Source organism: Nocardia sp. NPDC049737, from assembly GCF_040674755.1.
In the GTDB taxonomy this organism is placed as follows: domain Bacteria; phylum Actinomycetota; class Actinomycetes; order Mycobacteriales; family Mycobacteriaceae; genus Nocardia.
Genome location: NZ_JBFANH010000058.1, coordinates 1 through 26,189, shown reverse-complemented (window position 1 = coordinate 26,189; position 26,189 = coordinate 1). Strand labels below are relative to the sequence as shown.

Here is a 26,189-nt window from a genome sequence, read left to right as displayed (position 1 = left end):
ACCGAGCGCACCCAGCTCGACGGCACCGGCAATGTCAAGGGCACCGGCGTGTTCAAGGACTGGGACATCCAAGCGGTCTACCGCGCCGTCGGCTACCTGTCGCAGAACCTCACCAACCTGCCATTCGACGATCAGGCCGGGGTCGTCCCGAACGAGGCCGGACGTGTCCTCGCCGACGAGGACGCCGACGGTGCGGACCGCTATCTGCCCGCCACCTACGTGACCGGCTGGATCAAGCGCGGACCGGTCGGACTCATCGGCCACACCAAGGGCGATGCCAACGAGACCGTAGCCTGCCTGCTCGACGACAGCGTGAACTTCACCCCGGCCGCCGAGCCGGAACTGGATGCGGTCACCGAATTCCTCGAGGGCAAGGGCATCCCGTTCACCACTTGGCAGGGCTGGTACCGCCTCGACGCGCATGAGCGCGCCCTCGGCGAGCCGGAGGGCCGCGAGCGTGTCAAGGTCGTCGAGCGCGAGGACATGCTGCGCGCCAGCGAGCCGCACAAGGTCTAGTCCACCGCCGGGCGGCGACGGAAAATCCTTCACCGAAGACGTGGCGCGGATGCCCCGTCCCGCAGGGCGGATTCGAGCGCTCGCCGAGTGAGTGGGCGGCATGAGCCAGAAATCTCCCACCTTAGGCGGGAGGCGATGCAATGAGGCATTCTGTACAAGTGTTCGATGCCCATCTCCACATCTTCGACCCGCGGTTCCCGCTGGCCGAGAACGAGGGCTACCTGCCCGACCCGTTCACCATCGCCGATTATCGAAAGCGCATGTCGCGCTTCGATGTCGGTGGTGGCGCCGTGGTCAGCGGATCGTTCCAAGGCACCGATCAGACCTACCTGAAAGCGGCGCTGGCCGAGCTCGGCGAGGGGTGGGTCGGCGTCACGGCGCTGGACCCGGACGCCACCGACGAAGAGATCATCGAACTCGATCGGATCGGTGTACGGGCGCTGCGATTCAACGTCAAGCGCGCGGCCGCGGATATCACCGCGATGACGTTGCAGGCATTGCGCGCGCACGACCTCGTCGGCTGGCATGTCGAGGTGTATATCGACGGCAACATGCTCACCTCCATGCGGCCGGTGATATCGAAGCTGCCGGTTTTCTCCATCGACCATCTCGGTATGTCCGAGGAGGGTCTGCCCTATCTGCTGGATCTGGTTGATCGCGGGGCGCGGGTGAAGGCGACCGGTTTCGGGCGGGTGCAGATGAAGGTGGCCGATACGCTGCGCCGGATCCACGCGGTCAATCCCGGGGCGCTGATGTTCGGCACCGATCTGCCCGGTACCCGCGCCGGGCGGCCGTTCCAGGATTCCGATGTCGATCTGATCTGCGATGTGGTGGGCACCGATATGTTCAAGGTGCTGGAGGACAATGCGCGGGCGTTCTATCGACTGCCCGCCCGCCAACGGGCGATTCCGGCTGATCCGACGCCCACTTTGCCGATCCGCCGCACCGAGCAGCCGACGCTGCCGCTGCGGCGTGATGAGCTGCCGAAGCTCGAATCGGCGGACACGATTCCGTTCCCTGCCATCGAGTGAGTACGACGATCATCAGCGTCATCGCCGACATGACCTCGTAGCCCGGAGCCCGGCGGCGGGAAACGCCATCGATGCCCGGCCTCGACTCAGGTCACGATGGCACCGATGACCCACACCCCGGTCGCCAGCAGCGCACCGAAGAGTTCGATGAGCATCGACAGGCCCACACCCTTGAGCGCGTGAACCGTTGCCTGCCAAGCGGGTTGGTTGTCGCGAAGCCGCTGCAGCTCCGAAAGGTATACGCCCAGAACGAATCCCACGAACAACCCGACCACAGGAATGAGGAAGAAGCCTACGATGCCGAAGATCGCGCCGATGAACAGCGCGCGATTGGATACACCCGCATCCTTCATCTTCCGGCCCGGCCAGGTGTATTTGATGACCCCGGACAGCACCAAGAACGCTGTGCTGATGGCGAATACGGTCCACGCCGTCGCGCCCCCGGTCATGAACGCCCACACGGCAATGGCGCCGAAGATCAAAATTGCGCCCGGCAGAATCGGGACGATGATCCCGACCAGCCCGACCAGAATTACCAGGCCGACAACGACCTCACCCCAAGCTGACACTGCCGGTCCCTCCGCTTTCCGCGTCTAGTCACGCTGCCAGGATTCTGGCCCATTCGCCGGATCGGTGCACGGTGTCGATTCCCGGCGTTTGTGAGGCCGCTCACAGGTTGTCACAGCGTGCGCGGCCCCGTCCGTCTTAGTGGGCATGACGAACACAGAACAGACCACAGTGTTGATCACCGGAGCCAACAAGGGACTCGGTCTCGAAGCGGCGCGGCGGCTCGGGGAACAGGGGTGGACGGTGTTCCTCGGCTCGCGTGACGCAGCTCGAGGGCAGGCCGCCGCCGACAAACTCGCCGCTGAGGGGGTGAACGTCGTGATGGTGCCGCTGGATGTGACTTCGCAGGAGTCGGTGTCGGATGCGGTACGGCTCGTTCGCGAGCACACCGACCGGCTGGATGTGTTGATCAACAACGCCGGTGCACCGGGGAATATTGTCGCGCCCGCGGACGCGACGGCTGACGAAATTCATTCCGTCTACGACACCAACGTGTACGGACCGATCAGGGTCACGCATGCGTTTCTGCCCTTGCTGGAGGCGGCGGAGAATCCACGGGTGGTGATGGTGTCCAGTGGTGGCGGTTCCTTCGCGGTCGTGACCGATCCGGATCAGCCCGTCTCGAAAATGCACGAGCTCGCCTACAGCTCGTCGAAAGCGGCGCTGAACATGATTACCGTGCGGTACGCCCAGGCGCTTCCGAAGATCAAATTCAATGTCGCCACTCCCGGCGAGGTCGCGAATCGCAAGTTTGCCGCCACCGACATGAACCATCACACCGGACAGCTGACGGTTACCGAGGGCACCGATTCGATCGTCGAACTCGCGATGATCGACGCCGACGGGCCGACCGGGATCTTCATCGATCGCCTCGGCCCAGTTGCCTGGTGACGGGCGCGGTGGCCCGTCCTCGGAACAGGGGACGGGCCACTCGCCGTTTTGTGGGGCTGTGTGGTCGGGGCGTTATTACGCTTGGGGTATGCGAATTTCGGTTGCGGCGGATGAGCGGGTTGGGGTGGCCGAGGAGCTGGTGGTGGAGCTCGGGCGGCGGGGGTTCGACACGTTGGTGCATGGGGCGCTATCGGATAGTGAGCGCGACGACTGGGCTTGGGCCAGTGAGGCGGCCGCGCGGGATGTGGCCGAGGGGCGGGCGGAGCAGGGGGTGGTGTGCTGTTGGACGGGGACGGGGGCTTCTATTGCCGCCAACAAGGTGGCGGGGGTCCGGGCCGCGCTGTGTGGGGATGCGGCGACCGCCGCTGGTGCCCGGAAGTGGAATGACGCGAATGTGCTTGCGCTGAGCCTGCGTTCGACTTCCCGGGCAGAGCTGACGGAGATTCTTGACGCGTGGTTCGGCGGTGAGCCGAGTGCTGATGTGGAGGATCGCGCCAATATCGCACATCTGGCGAAGATCGAACGCGGACATTGAGGCATTGACAGTATGCTGTCAAATATGACAGCATACTGTCATGCCGACGAAAACAGTTCACATGGCCGTTTACGACACGCTCGCCGACTGGGAGGTCGGTGCGGCGACCGCGCATATCAATCGGCCCAGCTGGCAGAAAGCGCCAGGAACCTTCCAAGTGCAGACCGTTGGGCTCACCGCCGATCCGATCATTACGACAGGTGGGATGCGGATCGTGCCGGATGTGGTGCTCGCCGATCTCACGCCCGCCGCGAGCGCGATGCTGATCCTGCCCGGCGCTGACACCTGGGAGACTGGCGAACTCGTGCCCTTCGTGCACAAGGCGCGGGAGTTTCTGGATGCGGGGGTTCCGGTCGCGGCGATATGCGGTGCCACCTTCGGATTGGCGAAAGGAGGGCTCCTCGATAATCACGCCCATACCGGTGCTGCCGCGGAATACCTTGCCTACAGCGGATATTCGGGCGGCGATCGCTATCTGGACCAGGCGGCGGTACTGGACGGCGATCTCATCACGGCAGGTCCGACCGCGCCCTTCGAATTCGCGCGCGAGGTGTTGCGCAGGCTCGATGTCTATGAACCGCATGTGCTGGACGCGTGGTATCGCTTGTTCGGCCACAGTGATCCGGCGGCGTTCGCCGCACTGTCGGAGTACGAGGCGCATAGGGCCACCGCTTCCGTGTGAGGAAGAATCCGCAGAGAACCGCCGATCCAGGAAGGCGTGCAGAACAGGAGTTCCGATATGAGTGACACGCCTGAGCAGGAACTCTTCGCGAGCGTCGCCATCACCTCGTTTCAGCTGAACGGCCAATTCCTCGCCATCGCAGAGGAATTGGCCGCGCCCGGCGGAATTACGGCGGCGTGGTGGCAGGTGCTCGGCGCGGTGCTGCGCGAACCACTGCCGGTCGCCGGAATCGCCCGAGCGATGGGGATCACCCGACAGAGTGTGCAGCGCATCGCGGACCTGTTGGTGGACAAGGGACTTGCTGAGTTCCAACCGAATCCGGCGCACCGCCGGGCCAAACTCGTCGCGGTCACCGAGGCGGGTCGCGAGGCCATCAAACGCATCAATCCACAGCATGCCGTCATGGCGAAACGGCTCGCCGATGAACTCGGTGCCGAGCAATTCGCCCTGACCGCGCAGGTCATGACCCGACTCTCCGCTGCGCTCGACGCCATCACCGACCAGGCCTGATCAGCGAACCCGCGCCGGTCAGGCGAAGGGTTTGTCGGTTCGGCCGACCAGGTCGGCAACCGAATCGACGACCAGGGTCGGGCGGTAGGGGAATTGCTCGACCGACTCGCGGGTGGAGATGCCGGTGGTGACCAGGACGGTGCGCATGCCCGCTTCGAGGCCCGAGACGATATCGGTGTCCATCCGGTCGCCGATCATCACCGTCGACTGCGAATGCGCGCCGATCCGGCGCAGTGCCGAGCGCATCATCAGCGGGTTCGGCTTTCCAACGTAGTAGGGCTCCCTACCGGTTGCGCGGGTGATCAGTGCGGCGACCGAACCGGTCGCGGGGAGCAGGCCCTCGCGGGACGGTCCGGTCGCGTCCGGGTTGGTGGCGATGAAGCGGGCGCCCCGGTCTACCAGGCGGATCGCGGTGGTGATCGCCTCGAAGGAGTAGGTGCGGGTTTCGCCGAGCACCACGTAGTCCGGATCGCTATCGGTCAGCACATAACCGATTTCGTGTAGTGCGGTGGTCAGGCCGGATTCGCCGACGACGTAGGCGGTTCCATTGGGGCGCTGGTCGTTGAGGAAGGTCGCGGTGGCCAGCGCCGATGTCCAGATCGCCTCCTCCGGAATATCGAGTCCGGTGTGGCGCAGCCGGGCCTGCAGGTCGCGCGGCGTGCGGATGGAGTTATTGGTGAGCACCAGGAAGGGGATCTCGTTGCTGCGCAGCTCGGCAAGGAATTTGTCGGCGCCGGGCACCAGATGGTCTTCGTGCACCAGCACCCCATCCATATCGGTCAAGTAGGACAGGATCGGTTCATCTGGTGTACTCACGGGTCAATTGTCGGCTACCCGCCCGCTCACCGCTGGGATACCAGGTCAGGTGCGACCATCCCCACACCGCGCCGCGCACCTTCGAGGGCGAGGCTGTACAAGCGGTGGACATCCCGCAGACGTCAGAGCTGTGCGCGAGACACCGCGCGGCGCACTTTCTAGAGCGAAGCTGTACAAGTGGTGGCATCCCGCAGAAGTTGGGGGGTGTGCCGACTGCTCCGCCGAGCGGTTATTCCATCACATCATCGTCACCCTCGGGGGATCAATCACTTCCGGCTGAGCATGATTGCGTGGCGGCCGTCGAAATAGCGGCTTGACTTATGTCACGGCCAAAATCCGCCACAATTCGGCAACAGGCACTGCGAGGTATGCGCCATGCCCCCTGGTTATGTGTGGGCGAATCACCTAATGCGCTCGCGTAGCGCGACCCTGCACATCGCGCTGGCTCGGGCTGACTATGGTCGAGGGGAGGCCGTGTGAGAACCGATCGCGCAGCGCTCAGGTAGGCCGATCGCGGCTCGGGAACTCCCGTGTCGCCCTTGCGGTTGTACCGGGATGCGGTCGCGGGATTCAGGCGGCCGACGGTGTGCGGAAACTCCCGCACGGACCGTTGAGCGAAGCGACAGGAGTGGCGCATATGGGTGATCTCAAGCTCGGATACAAGGCGTCGGCAGAACAGTTCGGACCGCGGGAATTGGTGGAAATCGCGGTGGCGGCCGAGGAACACGGCCTCGACAGCGCGACCGTGAGCGACCATTTCCAGCCGTGGCGACACAAGGGCGGGCACGCACCGTTCTCGCTGGCCTGGATGGCCGCGGTCGGCGAGCGCACCAAGCGCATCCAACTCGGTACCTCGGTGCTCACCCCGACCTTCCGCTACAACCCCGCCGTGATCGCACAGGCCTTCGCGACCATGGGGTGTCTCTACCCTGACCGCATCATGCTCGGTGTCGGCAGTGGTGAGGCGCTCAATGAGATAGCCACCGGCTACACCGGCGAATGGCCGGAATTCAAGGAGCGTTTCGCCCGGCTGCGCGAATCCGTCGACCTCATGCGCGCACTGTGGACCGGTGAGCGCACCGACTTCGACGGCGAGTACTACAAGACCGTCGGCGCCTCGATCTACGACGTGCCCAAGGGCGGCATTCCGATCTACATCGCCGCGGGCGGACCGCTGGTCGCGCGCTACGCGGGCCGTGCCGGTGACGGTTTCATCTGCACCTCCGGCAAGGGCATGGACCTCTACACCGAGAAGCTGATGCCCGCCGTCGCGGAGGGCGCCGCCAAGGCGGGGCGCACCGTCGAGCAGATCGATCGGATGATCGAAATCAAGATCTCCTACGACACCGATCCCGAACTGGCACTGGAGAACACGCGCTTCTGGGCACCGCTGTCGCTGACCGCCGAGCAGAAGCACTCCATTACCGACCCAATCGAAATGGAGGCCGCAGCCGACGCCCTCCCGATCGAACAGATCGCCAAGCGCTGGATCGTCGCCAGTGATCCCGACGAGGCCGTCGAACAGATCAAGCCCTACCTCGACGCCGGTCTCAACCATCTGGTCTTCCACGCCCCCGGCCACGACCAGTCCCGCTTCCTCGACCTCTTCCAGCGCGACCTGGCCCCCCGCCTCCGCGCCCTCGGCTGAGGCGCGGCTGTTCCGATCGCGGCGGTACCGGCTGAATGTCGTTGGGCTCCGTCCGCCGATATTCGGCCGGGTCCCGCACCGACCATCTGACTACCTTCGGCGCTGCCGAGGCGCGGTGGTGCGGCGATTATTCGACTCGGGTCAGGCGCGGGTGAGGGCGAAGATGCGGAGGTCTCGGGTGGTGCGGGTGCGGTAGACGTTGTAGGCGCTGGTGATTTCGGCGAAGCGGGCGAAGAGGGCGTCCTTGTCGGATTCGACCAGGGTGGCGCGCACGGGGATGCGTTGGCCTGCGATGGCGACGGTGGCATTCGGGTTCGCCAGCAGGTTCTCGGTCCAGGCTGGATGCTTATGCTGGCCGAAGTTGCTGCCGATCACGTAGATGGTGTCGCCGTCGTGCAGGCAGAGCAGCGGTTGAGTGCGCGGCTCGCCGGATTTGCGGCCGGTGGTGGTCAGCAGCATGACCGGGGCGCCGATCGGGCCGAGGAGCGTGTACTTGGCATTCGTGCGCTGGAGGATGGCCCGATCCAGCGGGGTGACCTTCCGAATCAGCCACGACCCGGGTTTGGTGGAGGCGAGCTTGGTCGCCAGGCGGGCAAGAAAATTGGTGTTCGAACCCCACTGCCGTTTCGGAAACTGCTCAGCCATCCCCGGACTATATCCGGATCGGTGCTTCACCAAACCTTGCGCGCGCAGCCCGACAGTCGGTGCGAATAGGAATTCGTGATCGCCGTCTCGCCGAACGGTCGAGGTAGCGGCGGATTCACTAAGCTCTCGGACATGGCCGACTCCGCTCCATCCGCTGTGTACATCGCATCTCCGGAGGGTGACACCGGAAAATCGACGGTGGCCCTCGGCATGCTCCAGATGCTGTGCGCGACCACCGCCCGGGTCGGCGTATTCCGGCCGATCACCCGCTCGACCACCGAGCCGGATTACATCCTGGAGTTGCTGCTCGAGCACAGCACCGCCGATATCGATTACGCGCAGGCCATCGGCGTTACCTACGAGCAGGTACACGCGGATCCGGATGCCGCGATCAGCGAGATCGTCATGCGGTTCCACGAAGTCGCGAAGCTGTGTGATGCGGTGGTGATCGTCGGCAGCGACTACACCGATGTGGCCAGCCCGAGCGAGTTGCGTTTCAACGCCCGCATCGCGGTGAACCTCGGCGCACCCGTACTGCTGGTGGTGCGCGGTGCGGGCCGTACTCCGGGCGAGGTCGAGCAGCTGGCCGAGTTATGCGCGCACGAGCTGTCCCTCGAACACGCGCACCTGATGTCCATCATCGCCAACCGTTGCGATCCAGGGCAATTGGACGAAGTAGGTGCCGCTCTGACGGCCTTCGGTGTGCCGTCCTGGACGTTACCTGAAGTGCCACTGTTGATTTCGCCCACCATGGCCGAGCTGTGTACCGCGATCGACGGCGAAATGTACAGCGGTGATGTCGAATTGCTGCACCGCGAGGCACTGAAGATCATGGTCGGTGGCATGACGGCCGAACATATTCTGGAGCGGTTGGTCGACGGTGTCGTCGTCATCGCGCCCGGCGATCGCTCCGACGTACTGCTCAGTGTCGTGAATGCGCATGAGGCGGAAGGTTTTCCGTCGCTGTCGGGCATCATCATGAATGGTGGCATGCTGCCGCATCCGGCCATCGCGAGGCTGATGAACGGGCTCAAACCCAAGCTGCCGATCCTCACCACCGAGCTCGGCACCTACGACACCGCGAGCGCGGCCTTCCGCACCCGCGGCCGCATGTCGGCGGGCAGTCCGCGCAAGGTCGATACCGCGCTGGCCCTGATGGAACAGCATGTCGACGCGTCGGAGTTGTTGCAGCGCATCGAGATTCCGGATACGTCGGTAGTGACGCCGCAGATGTTCGAATACCAGCTGATCGAGCGCGCCAGAGCCGACCGCAAGACCATTGTGCTGCCCGAGGGCGACGACGACCGGATTCTGCGCGCCGCCGGTCGGGTACTGCAGCGCAAGATCGCCGATCTGGTCATTCTCGGTGACGAGGCGGCGGTGCGTGCCCGCGCCGCAGAACTCGGTGTCGATATCTCGGCAGCGCGGGTACTCGACCCGCGCACCTCCGGTTACCTCGACGAATTCGCCGCGCAGTACACCGAATTGCGCAAGCACAAGGGCATGACGCTGGAGCGTGCCCGCGAAACCATGGCCGATATCTCGTATTTCGGCACCATGATGGTGCACAAGGGCATTGCCGACGGCATGGTCTCCGGTGCCGCGCACACCACAGCCCACACCATCCGGCCGTCCTTCGAGATCATCAAGACCGTGCCGGGGGTTTCAACCGTCTCCAGTGTGTTCCTCATGTGTCTGGCCGATCGGGTGCTCGCCTACGGCGACTGCGCCGTCGTCCCGGATCCGACCTCGGAGCAATTGGCCGATATCGCGATCTCCTCCGCGCACACCGCGGCCCGCTTCGGCATCGATCCGCGCGTCGCGATGCTGTCGTACTCGACCGGTGAATCCGGCAGTGGCGTCGATGTGGACAAGGTGCGCGTCGCGACCAAACTGGTCCGCGAGCGCGCACCGGAGCTGCTGGTGGAGGGCCCGATCCAGTACGACGCGGCGATCGAACCCACCGTGGCCACCACCAAACTCCCGGATTCCGAAGTGGCCGGGCGCGCAACGGTCTTCGTGTTTCCCGATCTCAACACCGGTAACAACACCTATAAGGCGGTTCAGCGCAGTGCCGGTGCGGTCGCGATCGGCCCGGTGCTGCAGGGGCTGCGCAAACCGGTCAATGATCTGTCTCGCGGTGCGCTCGTCGCCGACATCGTGAATACCGTTGCGATCACGGCGATCCAGGCGCAGGAGGGTTGATGCGAACCGACTCTCGACGCGGTCGTTCGATGCGGAGACCATGGCTTCCCACACTGGCGGCGACTGTGATTGCTGAACGAGTGCGGGGAACGCACGAAAGGCAGGAGGTGTGATGAACGCGGCATCGCGGAGCGATTCGATAAGCGGCGGTGGTCAGGCGACGGGTGGGCGCGATGATCTGGTGTTGGTGATCAATTCCGGCTCGTCGTCGATCAAATACCAACTGCTGGACCCGGAGTCGGGTGTGGTCGCCGCCTCCGGCATGGTCGATCGGATCGGTGAGGAGCAGGCCGGGATCGAGCATCAGGTCGATGGCCGAACCATCGAACATCGCCAGCCGATCGCCGATCACACGGCGGGGCTGCGGCTGGTCTTCGATGTGTTCGCCGAATCCGGCCACGATCTGGCCACCGCCGGTGTGCGCGCGGTCGGGCACCGCGTTGTGCACGGCGGCGAGGTGTTCTATCGGCCGACGCTCATCGATGATGCCGTGGTCGCGACCATATCCGACCTGTCTTCGCTTGCGCCGCTGCACAATCCGGCGAATGTCGCGGGCATCGAGAGTGCGCGCGAACTGCTGCCCGGGGTAGCGCAGGTGGCGGTCTTCGATACCGCGTTCTTCCATGGCCTGCCCGAAGCCGCCAAGACCTACGCCATCGACGCGAAACTCGCTGCCGCGCATGGCATCCGGAAGTACGGTTTCCACGGCACGTCGCACGAGTACGTTTCCGGTCGCGTCGCCGCGCTGCTCGATCGAGATCCCGCCGACCTGAACCAGGTCATCTTCCACCTCGGCAACGGCGCATCGGCATCGGCCATCCGCGGCGGACACCCGATCGACACCACCATGGGCCTCACCCCGCTGGAGGGGCTGGTGATGGGCACCAGGGGCGGCGATCTCGATCCGGGGATCATCGCGCATCTGGTCCGTGCGGCCCACCTGGATGTCGACCAGATCGATGAAATGCTGAACCGTAATGCCGGACTCAAGGGTCTGTCCGGCGTCAACGACTTCCGTGAGCTGCAGCGGCTGATCGAGGTGGGTGACGTCGCGGCCCGCCTGGCCTATGACGTGTACATCCACCGCCTGCGCCGCTATCTCGGCGCCTACCTGATCGAGCTCGGTGGCGTCGATGCCATCACCTTCACCGCGGGCGTCGGCGAGAACAGCCCGCAGGTCCGCGCCGACGCACTCGCCGGACTGTCCCGTTTCGGCATCGCAGTCGATCCGGACCGCAATTTCGCCAAGGATCGCGCCGCCCGGCATATCTCCGCGCCGGGCGCAGAGGTCGCCGTGCTGGTCGTGCCGACCAATGAGGAACTGGCGATCGCGCGGGCCGCACTACAAGTTGTCGCAGCTCAGCGGGCTGATTGAGCGGGCCTAGAAAACCTCACGGAATCCTCACAGTCGCTGCGGCAGTATTGGTGTCGGATCAGATTCGCGCCGGACGCCGAAACCGGGGCGGAACCTCCGCCGCTATCGGGACCGCGATGCCCTCGCCACTCCCGATGCGCCCGCCCCGGCTGCCCCCGGGGCGGGCCGGAATCGCGCGGAACCCGGGGATGATCGGTGTGCCGACTGCTCCGCGAATCTGGATCCGAGCCCGGCCGGAGTTCCCTCCCGGCCGGGTTTGCTTTGTTCCCCGCCTAGATCCAGGTCTTGGCTCGAATGGAGTTCGCCAGGTCTACCAGGGCGTAGCGGTGGTTGCGGCCCGGGGCGCTGCGGGCCAACGCACGCAGCCCGGCCTCGGTGCCCGCGCGCAGCTCGCGCTCGGTGAACGGCGCGCCGAAGAGGGTGGCGTCGTCGCTCGCGGGCGTATTGCCCGATTGCAGCCAGGTCAGCGCGGCACCGAGGACGAGCACGCGCATCTGGATCGCGCGGCTCTCCCCGCTGGGCAGGCCGGCCACGCGCGAAGCTGAAAGGTGCAGGGTGGATTCGGGGAGTTCGGCGATCGGGGCGGCGGTGAGCAACAGCCACACCGCGGTCATCCGGGCTGTTGTGTAGTGCCGGGAGGCGGCGGGCACCTCGTCGAGCGCGCGCACGGCCTCCTCGACCTGACCCGCCGCGGACGACTGCCTGGCCAGGCCGAAGGCGGCGCTCACCACGGCACGGTCGGTGCGCCAGACGGTGGCATAGAACTTCTCGGCATAGGCTCGCCATTGTTCGTGGTCAACCGAATCCCAATGCTGCAGAACGAGTTCCGCGGTCGCGCCGAGCGCGAGCTTGGGGGCGATCTCGCCGGGCAGCACCCGCAGCACCGCATCGAAGCTGTTATAGGCCTGCTCGTAATCCAGCTCCAGCAGCTGAGCGTGGCCCAGGTACCAGTCGATGCGCCAATCGTGATCGCTGGGCAGCCGCGACAGCATATGCAGCACCGCCGCCGATTCACCGAGTTCGAGTCGAAGCTTGGCCTCGGCCAGCGTCAGCTCCAGATCCAATGTCTCCTGGGGCTTTTCGGGATCGGCTACGGCACGCTCATGTGCCTCCTGCAATGCCGCAAGCGCGTCGTTCGGTTCCGGATGTGCCACGGCTGCGAGCACCGGCACCGATGCGTCCGTCGGATCGATGAGCGGAACCGGAAGTGCCGCAGCCACTTCGTCGGCGCGCAGCAGGTTGCTTCTGGCGATGCCGTCGGCATAGGCATCGGTTTGGCTGATCAACTCCTCGGTGCCGAAGCTGGCGCGCTGTGGACTGAAAACTGTGGACAGCTGTGGATGTTCGGCACCGGTGTTCATGGCGAGGATCTCGCGCAGTACCCCGGCCAGCTGCGCGGACATGACGCGCGCGGAGGGGAAGCGGCGCTCGGGATCGGGATCGGTCGCACACAGCAGCAGGCGGTGGAAGAACTCGTAGCGTTCGAGCACCGGATGGTCGCCGGGGTCGGGAATGCCGTCGAGATACCGTCCCTGTTCCATCGGCATACTGAGCGTCAGCACGGCCAGCGTCCGCCCGACCGTGTAGATGTCCGACGCCACCGTCGGTCCGGTCCTGGCGATCTCGGGCGCCTGAAAACCTCTGGTGCCGTAAAGGTTTCCGTAGGCATCGAGGGTGGTGACGGCACCGAGGTCGATGAGTTCGACCTGGTCCTCGGTGACCATGATGTTGTCGGGTTTGAGGTCGTTGTAGGCCAACCCGATCGAATGCAGATATTCCAGCGCGGGCAGGATCTCCAGCAGATATGCGATCGCCTCGGGGACCGGCATCCGCTGCGGCCGCGGGTAGGTGTCGAGGATATCGCGCAGTGAGCGACCGCCGACGTACTCCATGACGATGTAGCCGATCGACTCGCCGTCCGGGCCGGTGTGCTCGACGAAGTTGTGGATCTTGACGATGCTGGGATGTGCTACCTCGGCGAGGAATTGGCGTTCGGCGACGGCCACCGCTTGGGCCTCGGTATCGCCCGCGTGCAGCAGGCCCTTCAAAACCACCCAGCGGTCGCTGACATTGCGGTCGATCGCGAGGTAGATCCAGCCGAGCCCGCCGTGCGCGATACAGCCCTGGACTTCGTACTGGTTCGAAACCAGATCGCCCTCGTGCAGCGACGGGCGGAAATCGTATGGCGCACCGCAGGTTTCGCAGGTGCCAGCGGTCATCGCGGGGCGGGTCGCGGTGGCGCGCCCGACCGGGTTGCCGCAGCGCCAACAGAAGCGCCTGCCCTCGGAGACAACGGGTTCGGCGAGCACCGCGGTGCGTGGATCGGCGGGCGGGATATTCGGGATCGTGACCAGTCCGGCACCGAGTTTGCGCGTCGTCGGTCGCGAGCGCGCGGTGCGCACGCTGCGGCCCGAGGTGCGCATGGTTGCGGCGGAGGTCGGCTCCGGGGCATTCCATGCGCCGACGGTGAATTCGGCGGCCATATGGTCACGGCGAACGGTTTCGCCGGAGGGGGGTCGGCGGCGGATGGTCTCGGGGGAGGCGCGGTGGTCACGGATCGTCTCGGCGGAGGCGGGCTGGTGCCGAACCGTTTCACCGGAAGCGGCACTGGCACCCTCGGCCGCCCCGGTATGCGGGGTTTCGGCCTCGGGTCCGGTGCTCGGTGACCACCTGATCGTTTCGATGGCCGCGGAGCCGGATTCGGCTTGTTCGAAGAACGCGGTCGCCCTGGTGCTTTCTCCGGATTCCTCGGTGAATTCCTGCGGCTCGTTCTCGGTCGAATCGGCGGCATCGTGCGGTGATGTCATCGCCGTCAGTCCTGATAGGTCGGGACGGGCGCGGGTGGGACCGGGCCCAGTGCGATGAGGTATTGCTGGTAAAGCCGGGCCCAGGTGCCGTCGTTGCGGATGCGCTCCAGCGTGCCGTTGACGAAGCGGACCAGATCGTCGTTGCCCTTGGGAATTCCGATGCCGTAGGGCTCGACGCTGATGCTGGGGCCGACCAATTCGGTGTAGGACGAGTCCTGCGTGGCCAGACCCGCGAGGATCGCGTCGTCGGTGCTGATCGCGTCGACTTGACGCTGCTGCAGCACGACCAAACAGTCGGCCCAGGTCGGCACGGTGAGGATGGTCGCGCCCGGCTGCTCGCGGCGCATGTGGTCCAGCGAGGTGGTGCCGGAGACGATGCACACCCGCTTACCGGCCAAATCGGCCAGACTTCGGATACCGGAATTCTTCACCGCGAGCACACGCTGATTCGCGTGCAGATAGACGGTCGAGAAGGTGACCCTTTGCCGCCGTTCGCAGTTGATCGTCATCGTCTTGGCGACGATATCGACGACGTGATTCTGCAGCGCGCTCTCGCGCTCCGCGGACCCGAGACTGCGGTACTCGATCTGATCCGGACTACCGAGCAGATCCCGGGCGACCTCCCTCGCGATATCGGCATCGAACCCGACAATCGTGCCGCTGACCGGATCCCGGAAGCTGAAAAGGTTACTGCCGGTATCCAATCCGACCACCAGCCGACCGCGGGCGCGAATCGCATCGATGGTCGGTCCGTGGGCGGCCGCACCCGCCCCGGTAGGCCGCAGACTCGCGGTCGGATCGCCGCACTGCTCGTCGCGTTCCGGTGGAATCGGTGAATCCGTGGATATCGAAACGGCGTTGGCGGGCAGCGGTGGTTCGGTGTATTTGGTGGTCTTGGTATCGATCGTGTCCGAGCCCGCCGCGCACCCGGCGAGCAGGGTGGTTGCGGCGAGCGCGGCGAGCAGTCCGCGCACGCGGTTCATCGGTACTCCCGAAGTCGCGGCCACATACCGAGGCCGACATAGGCCGCGGCGAGTATTCCGAGCACCATCGCGCCCGGCGCCAGGAAGTTCAGTGACCGGGCCGCGCCGGAGATGTTGTCGCGCAACGTATCGCGCGTCGCATCCAGGCCCAGTCCCAGTGCCCGGTCCAGCGATTCCACCTGTGCCGCGGCATCCGCTGAGCCCGGTCCGGTCGCCACTGTCGCCGCCCCGACGAAATCACCGCGGGCGAGGGTGTCGTTCATGCGCTGATGGGCCGCTCGCCAACGGGTGAGTGCCGCACGGGCTTTCGTGATCTCATCGGCCGCGGGTGCGTCGGACGGATAGCCGCTGAGCAGTTCGTCGAGCCGGGTGACGCTGGACTCGTAGGTGCGGTCGTAGTCGCCGGTGGCGTCGCGGCGCACCAGCTTCAGCGTCTCCGCCGAACGCGCCTGCTGGGTCAGGATGCGGCTCTCGGTCAAACGGGAACTCGGTACCGCGCCGTCATCGCGGCCACCGATCATCTCCGCGGCCGATACGGATCCGGCGATCAGCGTCCACGCCAACAGGATCAGCACCCCGGCCGAGGCGAGCAGCAGTCCCGGATTGAGTACGCGGTGCCAGCGCTTCGCCAGATCGAACTGCGCCCATATCAGCGCTGCGAGCGCCAGGATCAGCATGCCGATCGCGGACCACGGCGGCTGCACGTGATGCCGCTGGGCCGCGCTCACGGCATCGGAGCGGTGGCTCTGCAGTTGTGCGGCCATCGGCAGCAAGACGGTCTGCATCTGATTCGATGCCTCGCTCAAGTACGCGGCGCCGACCGGGTACCCGTTGCGATTGTTCGCACGGGCGGTTTCGACCAGACCAGAGTAGACCGGCAGGCCGGTGGCGATGCCCGTGCGCAGCCGGGTGTCCGGATCGTCATCGGTGGCCTGTCCGGCCGCGTGACCTGATTGCGTCACCAATTCCGCCGATGCCTCGCCCAATGCCTGGCTGTAGCGGTCGCGCACGGTCTCCGGTTCCAGACCGCCCGCGATGAACGCGGTACTCGCCGCGGCATCGGCGATGGACAGCGAGGTGTAGAGGTGATGGGAGGAGTTCGCGTCCGGCTCGGTGTCGTCGAGCAGGATGTCCAGTGACTGCTGCCGATCGCTCACCGTCGCGGCGGTCATCACGCCCGCGGCCAGACACAGGCCGATGAGCAGCAGACCGATGGCGATCAGCCGACCCGGGGTCGATAGCGCGAACGATCGTAGGTTGGCCGGGTCCAGATGGGCACGTAGCCCGGCCTCACGCGGCACGTCCAGCCGCTCGGGCCCGACATCGGCCGTGACCGACGGCGGCCGCGGGGCCGTCGTCGAATCGAGCGCTGCCATCTCCACCTCCCCGGTTGGTGCGCACATGTGCTCCTGCTGGGAGCTTATTGTGGTCTTACCGGCGCCGTGGCGTGTGAAACAACCGCGCGACGGCTAGATGAGGATGGTAACCAGATGCGTGGTGACGGTGACGGTTGGTCACGCGGCCCGGACGGATTGCGGCATTGGGGCCGCTTCGGGGCGGCCGGACTGCTACTGCGCGCGCCGCTCGCCGGCGGCGTTTCGGCGGTGTTGTTGCAGCACCGCGCGCCGTGGAGTCATCAGGGCGGCACTTGGGCGCTGCCCGGCGGCGCTCGTGACAGCCACGAGACCCCCGTGCACGCCGCGGTCCGCGAGGCATGGGAGGAAGCGGGTATCGATCCCGCCGATGTTCGGGTGCGGGGAGAGCGAATCACCGCGACGGCATTGAGCGGCTGGACTTACACGACCGTGGTGGCCGATGCGGTGATGACGCTGCCGACCAGCCGCAACCGGGAGAGCAGTGCGTTGGCCTGGGTTCCCGAGGACGAGGTCGACAGCCATCCGCTGCACCCCGGCTTCGCCATTTCCTGGCCTGCGCTGCGGGCGGCCCCGGCGCGCGTCTGCCTCGACGATATCGACGTGGACGACGCCAATACCGTCGCGGCCGCGCTGCCTCGCACCGTTGACCTCGCCGATCAAGGCTTCGTCTGGTTGCACTCCGATCCCGAAGGACCTGGTGCCTACGCCCGCATAGTCGATGCGGATATGGTTTCGACGGATGCCTTGCGGCCGGATGCGAATTCGACGATCGCCCCGACCGATTCGATCTTGGCGCTTACCCGAGTCCAGGTGCTGTCCTGAAGATGGGGGTACGAAAGCCCCACCTCACCGCAGCGCTGAAATGCGGCAATACAACTTCGAGTCGTGCTGGGCAGGTCGCCTCGAGTTCGTGATCGGCAGGCCGCAGGGCGAGGGGCGGTGCTTCGGTTTCGCACTCGGCAGGCCGTGGCTGTGCTGACCGACCAATGTCACATCGGGTTCCCGCGCGCCGAGTCGTCGCCGACCTAGGCGTTTTGCTGCAGAGCTGGCTGGAGTTGTCGCGCCGCTGCGTGCGGGTAGCGCTGGGTGAGATCTAGCCGAGCCGAGCGTTTTGCAGAAGTGCCGTCTTCAGCTGCCGTGCCGCTGCCTCCGGATCGTGCGCCTCGGTAATCGCGCGAACCACGACAACGCGCTGCGCTCCCGCCGCCAACACCTCGGGTAGTCGCTCGGCATCGATGCCGCCGATCGCGAACCACGGCCGGGTGGGGTGGGCGTCGGCGGTGGAGCGCACCAGCTCCAGGCCTGCCGCCTGACGTCCCGGCTTCGTCGGCGTCGCCCACACCGGTCCGGTGCAGAAGTAGTCGATGTGGTCATCGATCGCGGCGAGCCCGGCTTGCGCCCGGTTGGTGGTGGAGCGCCCGATCACCACATCGGGGCCGAGAATGCGTCGGGCATACCACGGCGGTAGATCGTTCTGTCCGAGGTGCAGCACATCGGCTCCGGCGGCGAATGCGATATCGGCGCGGTCGTTCACCGCGATCAGTGCGCCGTGCCTGCGGGCCGCGGCCTTCAATTCGGCGAGTGCGCCGATTTCGGACTTGGCCTCGAGCGGGCCGAACTTCGCCTCACCGGGGGAACCCTTATCCCTGAGCTGAATGATGTCGACACCGCCCGCGAACGCGGCCTCGGCGAACTTGGCCAGGTCGCCCTTCTCCCTGCGTGCGTCCGTGCACAGATACAGCCGGGCGGTAGCCAAACGCTCCCTGGGCGGTAGGGACCGGAACTGGTGGGAGGGTTGCACGTGCTCGACCGTAGTCGCGCTACCGTGGGGATGCGAATAGCGTGAGTAGTAGGGCAGGTGGATCTGATGCGGACTCTGGCCGTCGTCGGTGGCGGCGCCATCGGACTCGCCGCCGCTTGGCGGGCGGCCGAGGCGGGCTGGTCGGTCACCGTATTCGATCCCGCCGTCGGGTCCGGCGCCTCCTGGGTTGCCGGAGGGATGCTCGCACCACTGTCCGAGGGCTGGCCGGGGGAGGATCTGGTCCTGGAATTCGGCGCGGCCTCGCTGGCCCGCTGGCCCGAGTTCGCCGCGCGACTCGAATCGACGACCGGTGTATCGGTATTCGTCGCCGATGAAACCCTGACCGTCGCGCTGGATGGCGCGGATGCCGCCGATCTGCGCACGGTGGCCGAATGGGTCGGTGCTCGAGGCCATGAGCTCGAAGTGCTCGACCGAGCCGGTGTGCGGGCGCTCGAACCCGCGTTGGCACGCACCGTGCGCGCCGGTCTGCGCGCCCCCGCCGAACCCGCTATCGATAATCGCCGACTCCTGGACGCGCTCCAAAAGGCTTGCAGGAAAGCAGGAGTCGAGGTGCGTGCTGAAACGGTCGAAAGAGTGGACGCACTGTCGCACGACCAAATAGTGCTCGCCGCGGGCGCGGCATCGTCGGGGCTGTGGTCCGAACTCCCGGTCCGCCCCGTGAAGGGCGAAATCCTGCGCCTGCGCCATCGTCCGGGCGCGACACCGCCGCCACAGCGCGTGATTCGCGCGCGGGTACACGGCAGGCAGGTCTACCTGGTGCCCCGCGCGGACGGAATCGTCGTCGGCGCAACACAGTACGAGGCGGGCTTCGACACGACGGTGACCGTCGCCGGAGTCCGCGACCTGATCGCCGACGCCGAGGCGATACTGCCCGGTATCGGCGAATACGAATTGGCCGAGGCCAGCGCAGGATCCAGGCCGGGCACCCCCGACAACCTGCCCTTGATCGGGCGGCTCACCGACCGGCTCGTGGCCGCCACAGGTCACGGCCGCAACGGCATGCTCGCGGTACCGCTCACCGTCGACGCGGTGTTGAGCCTGCTCGACGGCGCACCGCTCCCTGATGCGAAAGCCGCCGACCCTCAACGTTTTTCGACGGCGCACTCGCCGTCACCGGCAATATCTGCAGGAGGAGTTCGATGACCTCGGTCCCCATCGGTGTCACGGTGAACGGGCAGGACCACGAATTCGACCGATCCCTCACGGTGCGTGAACTTCTCGACCAGCTCGGGCTGCCGTCGCAGGGCGTCGCGCTCGCGGTGGACGGTGCGGTTTTCCCGAAGTCCCGCTGGGACGAGCCGGTCGGGCGCGGCTGGGAGATCGAAGTGCTGACGGCGGTCCAGGGTGGCTGAAGCACTGGACACCCCTGACGCACTGGAGATCGCGGGCAAGCGGTTCGGCTCTCGCCTCATCATGGGCACCGGCGGCGCCGAGAATCTGGCCGTGCTGGAGGAGGCGCTGATCGCCTCGGGCACCGAGCTGACCACCGTCGCCATGCGCCGGGTCGACGCCGTCGGCGGCACCGGCGTGCTCGACCTGCTCAAACGCCTCGAGATCACGCCGCTGCCCAATACCGCGGGTTGTCGCACCGCCGCCGAGGCCGTGCTCACCGCGCAACTGGCCGCCGAGGCACTCGACACCAACTGGGTCAAACTCGAGGTGATCGCCGACGAGCGCACCCTGCTGCCGGATCCGATCGAATTACTCACCGCCGCAGAGCAATTGGTCGACGCCGGATTCATCGTGCTGCCGTACACCACCGACGACCCGATCCTGGCCCGCCGACTGGAGGATGCCGGCTGCGCCGCCGTCATGCCACTCGGCGCCCCGATCGGCACCGGACTCGGCATCGGCAATCCACACAATATCGAGATGATCGTGGCCGCCGCGGGCGTCCCGATCATCCTCGATGCGGGCATCGGCACCGCGAGCGACGCCGCACTGGCCATGGAACTCGGATGCTCAGCAGTCCTGCTCGCCACCGCCGTCACCCGCGCCCAGCAGCCGGCCCTCATGGCGGCTGCGATGCGCAATGCGGTCACCGCCGGTCACCTGGCGCGCCACGCAGGCCGCATCCCCAAACGCTTCTGGGCCCAAGCCTCCTCACCGGCCCGCTGAGCCGGGACCACCCGCCGCTGACGCATGCCTGCGGCCGATAGCACCGTCCGGCGCAGCGATTCGCGTGCCACGCATGTTATTTCGCGCGAATTCGTGCGTGGCGCGCGAATCAATGCGCGGCAGCAGCCGGAGGCGTGACGGGCGCATGCGTATGGCGTCGCGCTGGGGTGCCTGGTGACTGGGGTGGTCGGGCCGAAACGGGGGGCAGCCGAAAGTGGCGGCGGCTGTGCGCAATGGGTCACCTTCGGTCACCTGGCGCGTCGGGCAGGCCGCAGCCCCAAAACGCTTTTGGGCCGAGGCGTCCTCACCGGTGCGCTGAGTCTGCGGTGACGCCGTCGCCTGTGGTTCGGTGCTCGTGCCGGTATTCGCAGGTCGGGTGTGTGAAGCGGCGCCACAAGCGGCGCAAACTCGTACGGGCGCATGCACATCCCCGTAGGCTCGGATCATGGGCGCGGATCTCGGTGAACGCCTGCAATCGGTTCGGAAGCGGCGCGGACTGACACAGCGGCAGCTTGCACAGGCTTCGGGTATCTCGGTGTCGCTGGTCCGCAAGATCGAGCAGGGTGAGCGCGACGACACCCGGATCGAGACCCTGCGCCGGATGGCCGTCGCACTGGAGTGCCCGGTGTCGGTGTTGCTCGGCCCGAACCCAGGGGCACCGGAGGGTGGCGGTGGCAATCTTTGGCTGCCGACCCGTACGGCAATCCTGTCGCCGAGCTCTGGGCAGGACGGCGGGGTAGTGGCCGATCGTGCAATGGAGGAAGCCCTCACCGGAGCCGTGAAGCTGTACCACGACAACGAATACGAGCGGCTCGCCGCCGTATTGCCTCGGCTGATCGAGGACGGCTACGCCGGGTCTCCACTCATGCGGTCGCGGATTCTGCAACTTGCCGGTTCGGTGCTGGTCCAGACCCGCCAGCTGCAGCCGGCACGGGTGGCGCTCGAGCGCTCGCTGGCCGAAGCTGAGGCGACCGGCAATGTGCTCGACGCGGCGTCGGCTGTGGTGACCCTGTGCTGGTTGCTGCTGGTCGAGCGGCAGTTCGAAAAGGTTCGCAAGCTGGCAACGCAATGGGCCGATCGGGTTGAGCCGCGACTGTCGGTGGCCACCACGCAGGAGATTTCTACCTGGGGTTGGTTGCTGTTGCGCGCGTCTGCCGCGGCCATCCGGGACAACCGGTCCGACGAGGCTGACGACATGATGCGGCTCGCCCAGGCCGGAGCGGTCGCGGTCCGCCGCCAACCGGGCGGCTACCACCAGTATTGGACAACTTTCGACCCGGCGACGGTCGCGATGAAACGGGTGGAGAACGCGGTCGTGGACGATCGCCCGGACCTGGCGCTCCGACTTGCCCGCAACGTACCGGCGGGTCTGCGGCCGACGTCGGACAACCGAAATCGGCATCTGCTGGACGTCGCGCACGCGCATATCGAGTTGCGTCGCTACGACGCGGCGTTCGAAACCCTGTTCCGCTTGTCTCACGAAGCCCGGCCGTGGCTGATCGAGCAGCGGATGGCTCGGGATCTGGTCGGCAGAATCATCGCCCGGCGGCGCACACTGACCAATGAAATGCGCGAGCTGGCCGATCTGGTCTGTCTGGAATACTAAGCGCGCCAATACCTTTCGACTGCCCGCAGGGCTCTGGGCGCGTGACTTCGTTGTGGCACTTCAGCAATGTCGCTCGGCAAAGTGCCATTGAGTGCCATAGGTCCCCAGTGTGACGCTCGAGGTAGCACGCGCCGCCGGGTCGATGCCTTCGGCACCTCGGCGGCGGGTGCCCACCACGCCAACGAGGGGGTACATGCGATGCGAGAAGAGCCGACCGCGTTGGGATGGGTGGACCTCGATATCAGTTCGGCGGAGGACTGGGATGCGGCGCAGGTGCGGCGGCTGGCGCAGCGGCTCGGGTATGCGCTGATCTGGCCGGAGGTTTCGCCTCTTCCGCTTGTCGACCAGGTGCGCTGTGCTGATGTCGATGCGGTGATAACACCGTCGCTCGAACACCTGAATGTGCTTGCGGTGAACGCGATCATGAGTGTGGCCGATGTGGAGATCGTGCTGCCACGACTTTCGTTCCATCGTTGGGCGGCGGTCGCGCCTGCCGGGCAGCTGTGGTGAGCGGTACGGTTGCGTTCGGGTTGGCCATGGCGGTTGGGTTGCCGCTGGCGGTGCTTGTCGGCGCGGTTTGCTGGCCGCCCCATGGCCACGATGACGAGGAGGACGAGTAGACAAGGCCCCCGGTCGACTACGGCATGGTGCTGGCTCCGGACCCAACGATGGGTTTGCGGCGCACGGTCGCCGCTCACGTCCGATGCGGGCGGCTCCGAGCCCCGGCTCGTTAACGGGTAGATGGTTCAGGGTGATTCCCTGATGCGGCCCGGGGGCCGATGGGATCGTTCGTCATCCTCGAGGATGATTGAAATCGGCACCATTTAATGACGCGCATGGCAGCGCAATGAGGAAAGCTGGCACCATGATCGAGCTGAGGGGCCTGACCAAGCATTTCGGGCAGACCGTCGCGGTTCAAGATCTCTCCTTCACCGTTCGACCCGGACAGGTGACGGGCTTTCTTGGACCGAACGGCGCCGGTAAATCCACCACCATGCGGATGATCCTCGGCCTGGACAAGCCCACCGCGGGCACCGCGTTGATCCAGGGCAAGCCGTATCACGAGCTGGACCATCCGCTGCGTGCCGTCGGTGCGCTGCTGGATGCCAAGTGGGTGCATCCGAACCGTTCGGCCCGCGCGCATCTGCAGTGGATGGCCGCTTCCAATGGCATCGCTATGTCTCGGGTGGACGAGGTGCTGCGGCTGGTCGGCCTGTCCGAGGTGGCGGGCAAGAATGCCGGTGGCTACTCCCTCGGCATGTCGCAGCGGCTAGGCCTGGCCGGGGCACTGCTCGGCGATCCGCCGGTGCTGCTGTTCGACGAGCCGGTGAACGGCCTGGATCCCGAGGGCATCCTCTGGATCCGCCGGTTCATGCAGCGGCTCGCGGCCGAGGGGCGCACGGTGCTGGTCTCCAGCCATCTGCTTTCTGAAATGGCCCAGACCGCAGAGCATTTGGTCGTCATCGGGCGCGGTCAGCTGATTTCCGATTCGACCACCCAGGAATTCATCGAACGCGCCTCGGAACAGTCGGTGCGCGTGCGCAGTCCGCAGCTCGAGCAGTTGCGCAGTCTGCTCACCTCCAATGGCATGACCGTCCGCGAGGACGGCACGGGCCAGGACGGCGCCGCATTGGTCGTGGCCGGGGTGACCAGTGACACGGTCGGCAAACTGGCTGGTTCGAACGACATCACGCTGTACGAATTGGCGCCGCAGCGGGCCTCGCTGGAGGAGGCATTCATGCGGATGACCGGCGGCGCGGTGCAGTACCACGCCGAAGGCTTCGACCCGGTGGGAGCGTCAGGCCCGGAGGCGGCAGCTCGCGTAACCCCGCAGGGCCCCGCGCCCTACACAGCGATGGGAGGTGCGCTCTGATGGGCGTGCTGGCAGCGGAACGTATCAAGCTCACCTCGACGAGGTCGCCGTGGTGGTGCACGGCGATCGTGGTGGTGCTCGCACTCGGCCTGGCCGCGCTGTTCGCGGCGGTGGCCCGCTCGTCATCGGGCCAGGAGAACGCGCTCGATCTCACCGTGTCCACGGCGGTCGGCGGGATCAGCGGATTCGGCGTCATGGTCCTGATGATCATGGCCACCTTGACCGTGACCAGCGAATACCGCTTCGGCATCATCCGGACCACCTTCCAGGCGACACCGCATCGCGCCAAGGTGATCGCCACCAAGGCGGGGCTGGTCGGCGTGTACGGCGCGGTGCTCACGATTGTGCTGGCCTTCGCCGCCTACGCGATCGCCAAGGCAATCGGTGGTGGTGCGGCCGACAATCTGACGCTCTCCGGCGGTGATGCCTGGCGCGAGATCTACGGCATTCCGATTTATACGTTCCTCGGCGTGATCCTCGCGGTCGGCATCGGTGTGCTGGTCCGACAATCGGCCGCAGCGATTTCCCTGATCGTGCTCTGGCCGCTGCTGATCGAGCCGCTGCTCGGCGCCTTCGGCAGCTTCGGACGCAATGTGCAGCCGTTCCTGCCCTTCGCGAATGCGAGCCACTTCTACAGCGCGTCGGAATCGACGGCGAACTGGCACTGGGGGCCGTGGGGCGGTCTGCTCTACTTCGCGGTTTTCGTGGCAATTGTCTTCGGCGGTGCACTGGTTATGGTCAACCAACGCGATGCATGATTGAACTACCCGAGTTGCCCTCCCTCGCCGCTCGGGTGACGGGTGCCGACCTTGTCGGGAGGTCCGACGCCCCGCGCACCGTCTGCCACTGCCCGGTGGACGATGTGTCATCGGCCCGGTGTGTGAATCCCCTTCCACACCGGGCCGGTGTATGTATTCGGGACAATCCGGGCGGCATGTGAACATCCCGGAAACTATGCCCGGCACCGCTTCCATCCGGAATCAACCCTGGCTACGCTCGGGGGTTCAGCAACCAGTGAGTTATCCATTGGTGGACCCGTCGAAGTGCCCGCTCAGTCTGATCGAGGGGGCGCAGGTGGCGATAATAAGTAACCCGCCGACGGTTGGTCGGCTGAGATACGCTCGGGGCGTGACCGAAACACCTTCCGGCGGTGCTGAGCCGGGGATGGAGCCGGAGGACAACGGGGGCGGCTCGTCCGAGGTGACCATACCGTTGGTGCCCGCCGACGAGGACCGATCCGCTCGTCGTCCCGGCTCGGGAATTCGACGCGGACAGTTCTCCGCCTTGATGAATGCCGCGAACCAGCGGCCCGACATCATCGGTGTGCTACGCAAGGCGCGCGAACAACTGCCAGGTGACCCGTCTTTCGGTGACCCGCTTTCGGTTTCGGGTCCCGGCGGCGCCCGCGCGGTGGCGCGCGCGGCGGATAAGTTGGTCGGCGATACGCCGAGCGCGGCCCGGGAAATCGGGTTCGGCGCACTGCAGGTCTGGCAGGCGATGTTGGAGCGCGTCGGCCGCGGCCGAGGTAGCGAAGAAATAACTGTGATGTTCACCGATTTGGTGGCGTTCTCCAGTTGGTCGCTCTCTGCAGGCGATGAGGCGACCCTCGAATTGTTGCGCGGGGTAGCCAAAGCCATCGAACCGCCGATCGCCGATCGCGGCGGTCAGGTGGTCAAGCGAATGGGCGACGGCGTGATGGCCGTGTTCACCTCGGCCGATCGCGCGGTGCGCGCTGCGGTACAGGCGAAACGGAATCTGGCCGACGTCAGTGTGCGCGGTTATCGCCCGCAGATGCGGATCGGACTGCACACCGGCTCGCCGCGCGAGATCGGCGGCGACTGGCTCGGTGTGGATGTGACGATTGCCGCTCGGGTGATGGAGGCCGGAGGCAATGGCAACACCATGCTTTCGCATGCGACGTTGCAGTCCCTCGCGCCGGAGACACTCGAAGAACTCGGGTACTCGGTCAAGCCGTACAGGCGCAGTTTCTTCGCCGCACCGTTGAGTGGGGTGCCGGAGGATTTGCGGATCTTCCGCCTGAGCTCTGTCTGATGGCAGCGCCTTCGGCGCTGCGTGTTCGCGGCCCCCTAGTGTCTCGCGTCCGAGCCGTCGAGACTCGCGCCTTCGGCGCATGCGCTTCGACGGCTCGGACGCGAGACGGGCCGCGAACGGGTCGCTCGTAA

At 66.2% G+C, this 26,189-nt stretch carries 24 protein-coding genes and 1 pseudogene; 18 read left to right on the top strand and 7 right to left on the bottom strand.

Translation table 11 applies throughout. The features are described from left to right. Positions 1-516: pseudogene (locus tag AB0J47_RS40425) on the top strand (pyridine nucleotide-disulfide oxidoreductase); the annotation flags it as partial. Positions 517-656: 140 nt separating this feature from the next. Then, complete coding sequence (locus AB0J47_RS40420; RefSeq protein ID WP_364359412.1) at positions 657-1,547, top strand: amidohydrolase family protein; 891 nt, start codon at positions 657-659, stop codon at positions 1,545-1,547. Positions 1,548-1,633: 86 nt separating this feature from the next. Here AB0J47_RS40420 and AB0J47_RS40415 read toward each other — a convergent pair whose 3' ends face one another. Beyond that, entirely contained in the window at positions 1,634-2,116 is a 483-nt protein-coding gene (locus AB0J47_RS40415) for a DUF456 domain-containing protein (protein WP_364359409.1), read from the bottom strand. Between the two features lie 145 nt (positions 2,117-2,261). Between AB0J47_RS40415 and AB0J47_RS40410 the strand changes: the two genes are divergently transcribed. The 4 genes from AB0J47_RS40410 (at position 2,262) to AB0J47_RS40395 (ending at position 4,732) form a co-directional block, all read left to right on the top strand. Next, entirely contained in the window at positions 2,262-3,005 is a 744-nt protein-coding gene (locus AB0J47_RS40410; protein ID WP_364359406.1) for an SDR family NAD(P)-dependent oxidoreductase, read from the top strand. An 88-nt stretch (positions 3,006-3,093) separates the two neighbouring features. Continuing rightward, positions 3,094-3,540, top strand: a complete 447-nt coding sequence (locus tag AB0J47_RS40405; protein ID WP_364359403.1) for an RpiB/LacA/LacB family sugar-phosphate isomerase — start codon at positions 3,094-3,096, stop codon at positions 3,538-3,540. 40 nt (positions 3,541-3,580) lie between these two features. Then, positions 3,581-4,222: a DJ-1/PfpI family protein gene (locus tag AB0J47_RS40400; protein ID WP_364359400.1), complete on the top strand. Its 642-nt coding sequence runs from the start codon at positions 3,581-3,583 to the stop codon at positions 4,220-4,222. Between the two features lie 57 nt (positions 4,223-4,279). Next, positions 4,280-4,732: a MarR family transcriptional regulator gene (locus tag AB0J47_RS40395; protein WP_364359397.1), complete on the top strand. Its 453-nt coding sequence runs from the start codon at positions 4,280-4,282 to the stop codon at positions 4,730-4,732. An 18-nt stretch (positions 4,733-4,750) separates the two neighbouring features. Here AB0J47_RS40395 and AB0J47_RS40390 read toward each other — a convergent pair whose 3' ends face one another. Continuing rightward, positions 4,751-5,548 carry an HAD-IIA family hydrolase gene (locus AB0J47_RS40390; protein WP_364359394.1) on the bottom strand — a complete coding sequence of 266 codons (798 nt, stop codon included), beginning with the start codon at positions 5,546-5,548 and terminating at the stop codon, positions 4,751-4,753. A 637-nt stretch (positions 5,549-6,185) separates the two neighbouring features. Here AB0J47_RS40390 and fgd point away from each other — a divergent pair. After that, positions 6,186-7,196 (top strand): glucose-6-phosphate dehydrogenase (coenzyme-F420), encoded by a 1,011-nt coding sequence (gene fgd / locus AB0J47_RS40385; RefSeq protein ID WP_364359391.1) that lies wholly within the window; start codon positions 6,186-6,188, stop codon positions 7,194-7,196. Between the two features lie 141 nt (positions 7,197-7,337). Here the strand turns inward: fgd and AB0J47_RS40380 are convergent, their stop codons facing one another. After that, a complete protein-coding gene (locus AB0J47_RS40380; RefSeq protein WP_364359388.1) occupies positions 7,338-7,841 on the bottom strand; it encodes a nitroreductase family deazaflavin-dependent oxidoreductase in 504 nt (167 codons plus the stop codon). Between the two features lie 132 nt (positions 7,842-7,973). On the opposite strand from AB0J47_RS40380, the gene pta reads away from it, so the two are divergent. Next, positions 7,974-10,046 carry a phosphate acetyltransferase gene (pta, locus tag AB0J47_RS40375; RefSeq protein ID WP_364359385.1) on the top strand — a complete coding sequence of 691 codons (2,073 nt, stop codon included), beginning with the start codon at positions 7,974-7,976 and terminating at the stop codon, positions 10,044-10,046. 112 nt (positions 10,047-10,158) lie between these two features. After that, entirely contained in the window at positions 10,159-11,421 is a 1,263-nt protein-coding gene (locus AB0J47_RS40370) for an acetate kinase (RefSeq protein WP_364359382.1), read from the top strand. 272 nt (positions 11,422-11,693) lie between these two features. Here AB0J47_RS40370 and AB0J47_RS40365 read toward each other — a convergent pair whose 3' ends face one another. The 3 genes from AB0J47_RS40365 to AB0J47_RS40355 are packed head-to-tail and all read right to left on the bottom strand — an operon-like array spanning position 11,694 to position 16,587. Beyond that, positions 11,694-14,228 (bottom strand): serine/threonine-protein kinase PknG, encoded by a 2,535-nt coding sequence (locus tag AB0J47_RS40365; protein WP_364359379.1) that lies wholly within the window; start codon positions 14,226-14,228, stop codon positions 11,694-11,696. 5 nt (positions 14,229-14,233) lie between these two features. Then, on the bottom strand, positions 14,234-15,211 hold the full coding sequence (locus AB0J47_RS40360; protein ID WP_364359376.1) for a glutamate ABC transporter substrate-binding protein: 978 nt from the start codon (positions 15,209-15,211) through the stop codon (positions 14,234-14,236). Then, positions 15,208-16,587, bottom strand: coding sequence for a hypothetical protein (locus AB0J47_RS40355; protein WP_364359373.1), 1,380 nt, complete (start codon positions 16,585-16,587; stop codon positions 15,208-15,210). Before AB0J47_RS40355 ends, AB0J47_RS40360 begins: the two co-directional genes overlap by 4 nt. Positions 16,588-16,701: 114 nt before the next feature. On the opposite strand from AB0J47_RS40355, the gene AB0J47_RS40350 reads away from it, so the two are divergent. Continuing rightward, on the top strand, positions 16,702-17,409 hold the full coding sequence (locus AB0J47_RS40350) for an NUDIX hydrolase (RefSeq protein ID WP_364359371.1): 708 nt from the start codon (positions 16,702-16,704) through the stop codon (positions 17,407-17,409). Positions 17,410-17,680: 271 nt separating this feature from the next. On the opposite strand, the gene thiE is transcribed toward AB0J47_RS40350, so the two are convergent. Then, the gene (gene thiE / locus AB0J47_RS40345) at positions 17,681-18,388 is read right to left on the bottom strand and encodes a thiamine phosphate synthase (protein WP_364359368.1); all 708 of its coding nucleotides are present in this window, start codon (positions 18,386-18,388) and stop codon (positions 17,681-17,683) included. A 66-nt stretch (positions 18,389-18,454) separates the two neighbouring features. Between thiE and thiO the strand changes: the two genes are divergently transcribed. The 8 genes from thiO to AB0J47_RS40305 all read left to right on the top strand — a co-directional run bounded on the left by thiO (position 18,455) and on the right by AB0J47_RS40305 (position 26,058). Continuing rightward, positions 18,455-19,552: a glycine oxidase ThiO gene (thiO, locus tag AB0J47_RS40340; protein WP_364359365.1), complete on the top strand. Its 1,098-nt coding sequence runs from the start codon at positions 18,455-18,457 to the stop codon at positions 19,550-19,552. Further along, the gene (gene thiS, locus AB0J47_RS40335) at positions 19,549-19,761 is read left to right on the top strand and encodes a sulfur carrier protein ThiS (protein ID WP_364359362.1); all 213 of its coding nucleotides are present in this window, start codon (positions 19,549-19,551) and stop codon (positions 19,759-19,761) included. Before thiO ends, thiS begins: the two co-directional genes overlap by 4 nt. A gap of 4 nt (positions 19,762-19,765) precedes the next feature. After that, positions 19,766-20,527 (top strand): thiazole synthase, encoded by a 762-nt coding sequence (locus tag AB0J47_RS40330; protein WP_364359418.1) that lies wholly within the window; start codon positions 19,766-19,768, stop codon positions 20,525-20,527. Positions 20,528-20,972: 445 nt separating this feature from the next. Then, positions 20,973-22,133 carry a helix-turn-helix transcriptional regulator gene (locus AB0J47_RS40325; protein WP_364359359.1) on the top strand — a complete coding sequence of 387 codons (1,161 nt, stop codon included), beginning with the start codon at positions 20,973-20,975 and terminating at the stop codon, positions 22,131-22,133. Positions 22,134-22,331: 198 nt separating this feature from the next. Beyond that, complete coding sequence (locus AB0J47_RS40320; RefSeq protein ID WP_364359356.1) at positions 22,332-22,643, top strand: hypothetical protein; 312 nt, start codon at positions 22,332-22,334, stop codon at positions 22,641-22,643. A 355-nt stretch (positions 22,644-22,998) separates the two neighbouring features. Then, entirely contained in the window at positions 22,999-24,006 is a 1,008-nt protein-coding gene (locus AB0J47_RS40315) for an ATP-binding cassette domain-containing protein (protein WP_364359353.1), read from the top strand. Continuing rightward, positions 24,006-24,764, top strand: a complete 759-nt coding sequence (locus AB0J47_RS40310) for an ABC transporter permease (protein ID WP_364359350.1) — start codon at positions 24,006-24,008, stop codon at positions 24,762-24,764. Before AB0J47_RS40315 ends, AB0J47_RS40310 begins: the two co-directional genes overlap by 1 nt. Positions 24,765-25,293: 529 nt before the next feature. Further along, a complete protein-coding gene (locus AB0J47_RS40305) occupies positions 25,294-26,058 on the top strand; it encodes an adenylate/guanylate cyclase domain-containing protein (protein WP_364359415.1) in 765 nt (254 codons plus the stop codon). Positions 26,059-26,189: the final 131 nt, after the last annotated feature.